This is a genomic window from Shewanella hafniensis (assembly GCF_019655335.1).
GTDB classification, from domain to species: Bacteria; Pseudomonadota; Gammaproteobacteria; order Enterobacterales; family Shewanellaceae; genus Shewanella; species Shewanella hafniensis.
In genome coordinates, this window is the sequence record NZ_BPFD01000121.1 from 1 (window position 1) to 7,939 (window position 7,939).

General features: G+C 43.5%; 8 protein-coding genes. 3 read left to right on the top strand and 5 right to left on the bottom strand.

Going from position 1 to position 7,939, the window contains the following annotated elements:
- The first annotated feature begins 307 nt into the window (after positions 1 to 307).
- The 3 genes from K5Q99_RS20720 (at position 308) to K5Q99_RS20730 (ending at position 3,242) form a co-directional block, all read left to right on the top strand.
- On the top strand, positions 308 to 1,642 hold the full coding sequence (locus tag K5Q99_RS20720) for a Na+/H+ antiporter NhaC family protein (protein ID WP_220590986.1): 1,335 nt from the start codon (positions 308 to 310) through the stop codon (positions 1,640 to 1,642).
- A 182-nt stretch (positions 1,643 to 1,824) separates the two neighbouring features.
- Positions 1,825 to 2,523 (top strand): hypothetical protein, encoded by a 699-nt coding sequence (locus K5Q99_RS20725; RefSeq protein ID WP_220778000.1) that lies wholly within the window; start codon positions 1,825 to 1,827, stop codon positions 2,521 to 2,523.
- Between the two features lie 8 nt (positions 2,524 to 2,531).
- A complete protein-coding gene (locus K5Q99_RS20730; RefSeq protein ID WP_220778001.1) occupies positions 2,532 to 3,242 on the top strand; it encodes a 23S rRNA pseudouridine(2604) synthase RluF in 711 nt (236 codons plus the stop codon).
- Between the two features lie 162 nt (positions 3,243 to 3,404).
- Here the strand turns inward: K5Q99_RS20730 and K5Q99_RS20735 are convergent, their stop codons facing one another.
- From K5Q99_RS20735 to K5Q99_RS20755, 5 genes are all read right to left on the bottom strand, one after another.
- The gene (locus K5Q99_RS20735) at positions 3,405 to 4,862 is read right to left on the bottom strand and encodes an OmpA family protein (protein WP_220778002.1); all 1,458 of its coding nucleotides are present in this window, start codon (positions 4,860 to 4,862) and stop codon (positions 3,405 to 3,407) included.
- 477 nt (positions 4,863 to 5,339) lie between these two features.
- Positions 5,340 to 5,780 (bottom strand): hypothetical protein, encoded by a 441-nt coding sequence (locus tag K5Q99_RS20740; protein WP_220778003.1) that lies wholly within the window; start codon positions 5,778 to 5,780, stop codon positions 5,340 to 5,342.
- Positions 5,781 to 5,795: 15 nt separating this feature from the next.
- Positions 5,796 to 7,052, bottom strand: coding sequence for an N-6 DNA methylase (locus K5Q99_RS20745; RefSeq protein ID WP_220778004.1), 1,257 nt, complete (start codon positions 7,050 to 7,052; stop codon positions 5,796 to 5,798).
- A 7-nt stretch (positions 7,053 to 7,059) separates the two neighbouring features.
- Complete coding sequence (locus K5Q99_RS20750) at positions 7,060 to 7,647, bottom strand: restriction endonuclease subunit S (RefSeq protein WP_220778005.1); 588 nt, start codon at positions 7,645 to 7,647, stop codon at positions 7,060 to 7,062.
- Positions 7,648 to 7,820: 173 nt separating this feature from the next.
- Positions 7,821 to 7,939, bottom strand: a 119-nt coding sequence (locus tag K5Q99_RS20755; RefSeq protein ID WP_220775748.1) for an IS3 family transposase, incomplete at its 5' end; no start/stop codon positions are given.

The window sequence follows — 7,939 nt, forward strand, 5'->3', positions numbered from 1 at the left end:
CTATTTCATGCAGTTGCAATCGACTCTAAATCAGATAAAAAACCGTTAATTTAACCAGATAATAAAGAAGTAACGCATTGATTATAAATCAGAAAATAGACTAACCCTCATCTTATACAACCAATTAATAACCTAGCGATCACAACGGAAGTAAAAACATCTAGACGTCTAAATTGACAGGTTGGCGGGGATCAAATATGCTTTGCCTCAAGTTGCTAGGATACGATGCCGAAGCGACACTAAATTTAAGCGAGTTTGACTGCTAAGGAACCTGCGGAAAGAACTCTAAGCGAAAGAGAGATAACATTTGAGCAATCCAACACCAGCAGCACAGCACAGCCCGGCATCTTTCATTGCCCTGTTGCCATTATTTGTTTTCCTTGGTCTTTTCATTGGCGCGGGTGTGTATTTCCAAAGCCAAGGTGTCGACTTCGCCTTCTATCAATTACCGAGCGTTATCGCCATTTTACCTGCGATTATTCTGGCGTTGATTTTATCAAAACAGAAATTAAATCAATCGATTGATACCTTCATTGGCGGTATTGGTCACAGCAACATTATTGCTATGTGTTTGATTTATTTATTAGCAGGCGCCTTCGCAGCGGTCGCTAAAGCCACAGGCGGTGTCGATGCCACTGTTGCTCTGGGTTTATCACTGATCCCATCAAACTTGTTGTTACCCGGTTTCTTCGTGATTGCGGCCTTTATCGCAACAGCCATGGGAACCTCAATGGGCACCATAGCTGCTGTCGCACCCATCGCCCTCGGCGTGGCCGACCAAGCACAAATCGACTATGCCCTGATGGCGGGAGCTGTCATGTCTGGCGCCCTATTCGGTGACAACTTATCGATTATTTCCGATACCACGATTGCAGCCACCCGCACTCAAGGCTGTGATATGAAAGATAAATTTCGTGAAAACCTGATTTTCGCTATTCCCGCATCACTGCTAACCTTGATTGCCTTTGTATTTGCAGGCCAAGGCCAAGCGGAATTAGCGTCGCAGAACATAGATCTCATTAAGGTCATTCCTTATCTGACTATTTTGATCTTAGCGGTGGCGGGTCTGAACGTATTCGTGGTCTTGACCTTAGGTATCTTATTAGCGGGCGCTACGGGTCTATTTACTATGGATTACGGCGTGATCCAATTCGGTAAAGATATTTATGCTGGCTTTAGCAATATGCAGGAGATTTTCATTCTGTCTATGCTGGTCGGTGGTTTAGCGGCACTTATGCAGCAACAAGGTGGTCTCGCCTTTGTGAGCAAACAGATTGAAAAGCTGATCACGCGTTTTTCAAAGGCACAAGGTGAAGCCTCATGCCGCGCCGCAGAACTGGGTATGGCTGGCATAGTCGCAGTGACTAACACTTGTGTGGCCAACAACACGGTTTCTATCGTGGTGACCGGTGATATTGCCAAAGACTTAGCCGAGAAACATGGTGTGAGCCCAAAACGTGCCGCCAGCGTCCTCGATATTTTCGCCTGTATTATCCAAGGCTTGATCCCGTATGGCGCACAAGCCCTACTGATCGCCTCGACCTTTAGCATCACCCCATTGGCAGCGGTATCACACGCTTGGTACTGTATGATTTTAGCCGTCGTGGCCGTTGCGATTGTGATTTTCCGCAAACGACACTAAACAATGTGTTTGAGTCGTACGAGTAAAATCTAACCTTTATGATCAGGAACGCACTAGGCGTTCCTTGTCATTTTAAAGCTCTCTTTTGGCAACAAAGCATAAACTCGCTTGCCTTCATTAAACAATTCAGGCAAGTTACCGCATTCAGTGTGGTCATTTCCCATCAGTATGTTTTAGTCTCCATGAATCCTCTTTATCACCAAGAACCAAGTCAATACGATCTACATCGTCTTATTACATGGTTGATTGTAGGCGCAGCCTTTATTAGTACTTCTGGAGTTTTAATTGCTATTTATGCTGAATATCAAAACGTTGGAGTTCAAGTTTTACAAATACGCGCTGATTTTTTAGGTAACTATATCAACTCCCCCCTCGCTTATGTGTTTAATTTAAGCTTATTAGCCGCAGGGCTTTGCATACTTATTTCAATGGCTGGACTCTACTTACTAAAACTAGATACGTTAAGCCAATGGATAGCACTAACAGGTGCGTGGGTAGGAATCTCTGTGATTTTGATGGGAATATTCCCCATTAATTTTTTGAGCATACACAGAATAGTTTCAACGAGTTATCTATTAAGCACCCTCATCTTACACAGCCTTGTGATTATAGCGGGAATAGTGCCTCGGTTTATTTGCCCAAAGCCACTGTTCTATTTAAGTCTGATAAGCTTTTGTAGTGCCGTGAGTTTAACTCTGCAATTAGATTGGACAATATTGGATTTTCCTCCCTGTGTGCCCCAAACACACTTTTGTTCTGTTTCAGCCAATATGTGGCTGCAAACTAACTTGAGTATCATTTGGTGTTTAAGCCTAGCCTTTGCCATGCGGCGCCTATCAAAAATACTGTATCATCGCGCCCAAGAACGCCAAATACTTTAGGGTAATCCATGCGCTTAGCAAAATACCTCGCCCAGTGTGGCATAGGCTCACGCCGTGAAGCCTGCCGTTTAATTGAGGCCGGGCGCATCACACTCAATGGCCATATCGCCCGCCACACAGATCCCATCCGTTTGGACGAATTATTAAACTGCCTCGACCGTATTGAGCTTGATGGCGCACCTATCACTCAAACCGAACCCCTCGCCTACTGGGTATTTAACAAAGCCGTGGGCACAGATTGCCGCCTGCTTGAGCAGGATGAAACGAGTCTTGTACACCTACTTCCCAAAGCGCCAAGACTCTATCCCGTCGGCAGGCTCGATAAGGATTCCCGCGGCCTACTGCTGTTAACTAATGATGGTGAGCTAACCCATAAACTGATGCACCCCAGTTTTGCCCACAGCAAAACCTACCATGTGCACCTCAACCGGCCATTCACTGATGATTTTACTGAGCAAATGGCCAATGGAGTGCGTTATAAAGACTTGCAAACCCTGCCCTGCCAAGTCCGCCGCCTCAGTTCGGACAGCTTTGAAATCGTGCTGACTCAGGGACTAAATCGCCAAATTCGGCGTATGGCCAGCGCCTTAGGCTATAAGGTAATTGACTTACAGCGCGTCGCATTAATGACATTAACGCTAGAATCCTTAGCCGAAGGAGCGATGCGGCCACTCACCCCACAGGAAGTTGCAGTGCTTAAAGCAGCAGTCACAATTTAATGGAAGACAAATCGCGAATGCCCTCAAGCAGCTAGCCTCAATTTGAGACAAATGCCTGCGCGAACAATATCTGCCAATGAGCTCCAATGAAGATAGAAACGTCTGAGATGGCTCAGGCGTTTCTATAAAACGAAGCTCCCCTTTCAAGCTTATTAATATGAGCTACTTTTTATCCGAACGAAGCACTAATTCCACTCTGCGATTCAGTTTTTGTCCGGCGTCATTAGTATTGCTGGCGATTGGGCTGTATTCACCGTTACCGTGGGCGGTTAATTGGGCCGACGGAATTTGAAACTCGTCACTCAACTGCTTAATCACAGCTGCGGCGCGCCGCTCCGACAGGCTTTGATTGTAACTCCGCTCACCCTTGTCATCGGTATGTCCGACCACATAGAAACTCAGTGCCGGATTCTGCTTAAGATAGCTTGCGAGTACGTCGAGTACAGGTTTGGACTCAGGCAACATGCGCTCACTGTCATAATCAAACAGCAATCCCTCCAACGTCGCCTTGCCAGTTTGGCTAATCGCATCGGTCAAAGCATTGAGGTCAATCGCCACTCGATCATCCTTTAGAGTAGAGAGTTCCATTACCCTGAGGGTAGTATCGGCAGGCGTGCCATCGAAATATCCTTGGGAATAGATATCGAAGTAAACATCGCCCTTTGCGTGACTCAGCTTAAAGAGCTGATACTCCTGCCATTCGTCCTCTTTATCGTCTTTGATTAATTTAATGGCATTAATCAGGCTATCATCGTCGCCGCAGGCCGTGCCTTTACAATGGAATACCCGCTCAGCCTGCAGTTTTTGTGCTGCGGCGGCATAATTACTGTTGATTTCAAACAACGAATAGCTTTCAGGCATCTGATAACTTATTTGGGTGAGCTTGGCGTCCAGCGATTTGGTTTGATAATTTGCGCCCGAGATCCCCACTAATACAGGCACTTGGGTAAAGTTAGTTTGTTTGTAACGTGCAATATAACTGCCGGGCATGCGCCCCAACAAAGGATGGTCTGCCGCTCCTTGAGCATCGTCACTACGCCTATCTTTAATCTCAACCTCTTTCGGCGCCTGCTGTAAAAAGTCACTATTGGCTTGGATCAAATCCAGCGGCTCAGGAATAGCGTCGAGGATATCGACCTGCAGGTAGGTATATCTGTCCTCACGGTTGACGACATAGATACTGGCGTAAACCTCACCGCGAGTACCTTTCAGTTTTGCCGCCACGTAAGCACTGTGATAGTCGGCATTCACACTTTTAAGCGGCTTTAGTTGTCTTTGCATAGCTTGCCCATCACCGCAGCTGGCGGCCTGACAACCAAATAACACTTCAGCATTCAGCTTTTTTAGCTGTGCCAAATAGTTATTGATAACATGCTCAGGACTATAACTCTCTGGCAACTCAACGCTTTGTCGAGTCAATTTGCCTGATACAGGCAACAGAGTGAACTTGTCACCATTCACTGCGGTGATAAGTTCAAAGGGCGTAAAGTGGATGCGCTTTTCTTTAGGAGATTTGGAGTCTGGGAAGGGAGTAAACAGCGATTCAGCATTCACCGCAAAAGTCGCGACACCGCAGGTTGCGGTCAAAAGTACAACACTCAATAACGTCTTATGTCCCATAAAAAATCCTTTTCTGTGTGGGAATCTCGCTCTCGCGAACCAACTAGATAGATAAAGAAATAGTGATGGGATAATACGATAAAAATTTTTACCTAGGTATTAAACGGCATAAAAGTAATACTTTTTATTGAAAAGGAAATACAGAAATTACACCGAATAAATAAAGAGAGAAATATAAAGCCCTCCATCTTTAAATAGCACACAGAAGTGGAGATGCCGCGATCATACGAATATGAAAGAGCAACCATGTCCGCAGTCAACGGTCACAGTTGCAACAATGCCAACTTTAATGACCATTGAACTGTTCATCTGGCTAAAAGCTTTTTGCTCCAAAGCCATTTTTCAGGAGGCTGTTCATAATTCTGTTGTCATTGTGTTCTCTCTAGGGTGTTTTGTAACCAACACCCCGTATCACTATTTTGTTAATTCAATCTTGCCTGAGTATGAGTTAAGTTGCTTATTATCAGGTTTTTTATGTTACGCCAGTTTAGCTGCTAACCAAGCGTAATAGACTAGGGCGCAAAGTACGTACCAGCGCTGTCTGGCATGTTTTGTTTGATTCACATTCTCAAAGTAGTTAAAAAACAAGCTCTTTGTTTTTGGCGTTACGTCAAAGACCATTTCAGTATCGTTGTATTGTAAATAAATCTGTTCAGTAGCTGCCAATGGTTTTTCATTTTTGGCGCAGCAGTACGCTTCACTAACAAGACCACTTAGCGCTTGTTTTCTATAAGCTTGTACTCTCCTATCACCGACGTGTTCAAACTGGTGATGAAACGTTTCTTTTATTCTTGATGGAACGGGTAAATACACTAACTCATGCTTGGCATTTTTTATCCGATAGTGTGTGTTCGTATCTAGCGTTTCAAATGTCTGAGTTGGTGTTGGTAACGATACTTCAATAAATACTTTTAACATGGTAACCCCCTTATTTTACTGGTTTAGTAGTGTGAATAACTCCTTTTGAGTCTTTTCAAAATGGTGCTTTGCGGCATTAAGTGCTGCCATTTGTTCATCTATCGATGGAAGAACAATTTCTTCCTCAACTTGAATGTAACGGGAGACATTCAAGTTATTACCTGAATTTTGTCGAATCTCGCGAACAGTTACATTACGAGCAATGTCAGTCTCTTTAGTGTCTATAATGAGTGACACTGCACGTTGCAAATCTTGCGTGTTTAACGTTACTGATGCCCGTTCTGTCGTACCAATATTGGTTAAATCGACAAAGCGGATCGGTGACCCTTTTTCTTTCGCTTTATCCAAAATTAAAACTACGGGTGGAATACCCGTGTGAGGTAAAGTACCTGCTGGCAAAGCAATAACTTTATCCACCAGTTCGTTATCCAGCAGATAATCGCGTATTTCTGCATCGTACCCCCCACGGAATAGAGGCCCCTGAGGTAAAACCAGATAGGCTTTCCCTGTTTTATTAAGGTGGTACAAGGCAAATTGAATCCATAGAGCATCGCCAGCCGAGGTTGGAATGGCTTTATTGTGGATACAAATATATGGACGATTTTGTACGTCTTTGCGTAATTGCGTATCCAGTCGTAAACCGATAGGTGGTTCCATTACGACCAGATCAAACTCTTGCAGATCTTGTTTCAGCTCTAACAGACTATTGCCAATAGAAAGGTTGACCTGTTTACCTTCGATAGTAAGTAGACGCAATGTCAAACTTGCCGTTGATAAATTCATTTCCTGAAAGTAGAACGCTTTCGCATTCACTAACGATGTCATTCTGGCTAGTCCACAAGTTGCATCTAGTAATGACTTATCCTTTGCTTCACCAATTAGTTCAGGGAGCAAAGTTTCGATATATCTGGAACTGCCAAATTCGCCACCAAATTTCCCCGCACTATCGACCAATACTTCACGAAGAATAGGACTGATAAGCGATAGTTCAGAGATAGAAGCCAGCTGATAAACCAACTCGGCGAGCTGTTTATCCTGTAACAGAGATAACTCAACAGCATTATCAAACAATGATTTATCAGCTTGCGAATCAATGATTTTATGCAATTCTGAGCGTATGGATGTTGCTCCCATCTCTTTAATTTTGTTGAAACGAGCAGGCTCTAATACCGCACAGGTGGCAATGGTCGCTACAATGTCTAGTGCCTGATTTGTATCTACTGCACCTCGGCACGAATCTAGCATTTTCCATAATGTTTTTTTGTATTCCATTGACATTTTAAACCTCTTGTAACCAGTTCAGAATTTTGACTTCTACTGTTTTATTTTGCTCATCCATTAATTTTTGCGTTGCTCTTTGAGCTGCAACATTGGCATGGAATAAGTCTGCAATCTGCTTTTGTTTTTCTAGCGATGGAAATGAAATGTTCAATTTTTTAAGCCCACTCAGAGCGATACTTTTAATGAGGCTGGTTGAAGATGACAAACCTGCCAGCACTTGTTTACCGATTGGTGAGTTTAAATACGCCACCAAAAATTCACCGTGTTGTCCTGATTTCAACCGCAAAACAATAAAGTTCGCAGTTGCAATTAGATGCTGTTCTGCGACGTCTTTGGTCACAATGCAACTGCGCATGGATTGACCACGAGCAAGGAGCACCACATCGCCTTCTTGCAATAAAAACTTACTGATATATTTCCCTTCCTTAGCTTCAATATCATCTAAATTTTCTGCTGCGATGTAGCCATCTTCTAGTAAATCTGTGCCTCGTAACGCTTTAAAGGTTTGCTCAGCATTTGATACGTCCTTATTGAAGAACGAAGCTGGTGCTCCAGAAAACATGGTTTCACAATGTTTCGATAGCATATTAACTCCTTTAAGTACAAATCGTATTGTGGTTAGTATTTTAATTGATAAGCTAAGATTAGACTTCTTAGTTGCACGCGTCAACATGAAAAATAAAAAATGCTAATCTATTTACGATTTTTGCGGTTTGATGTTTGGATAATGAAATGAGAGCACTTATAAAAGTGTACTGGTCAACCCAAACTGGACACTTTTACTTGAGAATTTTCAAACTCTACAGGTGACAGATCGTCATTAGCAGAATGCAGCCGCTCCAAGTTATAATATTTCATGTAAGCCGTCACATCTTGCT

Excerpts from the sequence above, each read along its gene's own strand:
- K5Q99_RS20750 (WP_220778005.1), bottom strand. The coding sequence starts at position 7,647 with ATGCTATCGAAACATTGTGAAACCATGTTTTCTGGAGCACCAGCTTCG.
- K5Q99_RS20740 (WP_220778003.1), bottom strand. The coding sequence starts at position 5,780 with ATGTTAAAAGTATTTATTGAAGTATCGTTACCAACACCAACTCAGACA.
- K5Q99_RS20735 (WP_220778002.1), bottom strand. The coding sequence starts at position 4,862 with ATGGGACATAAGACGTTATTGAGTGTTGTACTTTTGACCGCAACCTGC.
- K5Q99_RS20725 (WP_220778000.1), top strand. The coding sequence starts at position 1,825 with ATGAATCCTCTTTATCACCAAGAACCAAGTCAATACGATCTACATCGT.
- K5Q99_RS20745 (WP_220778004.1), bottom strand. The coding sequence starts at position 7,052 with ATGGAATACAAAAAAACATTATGGAAAATGCTAGATTCGTGCCGAGGT.
- K5Q99_RS20730 (WP_220778001.1), top strand. The coding sequence starts at position 2,532 with ATGCGCTTAGCAAAATACCTCGCCCAGTGTGGCATAGGCTCACGCCGT.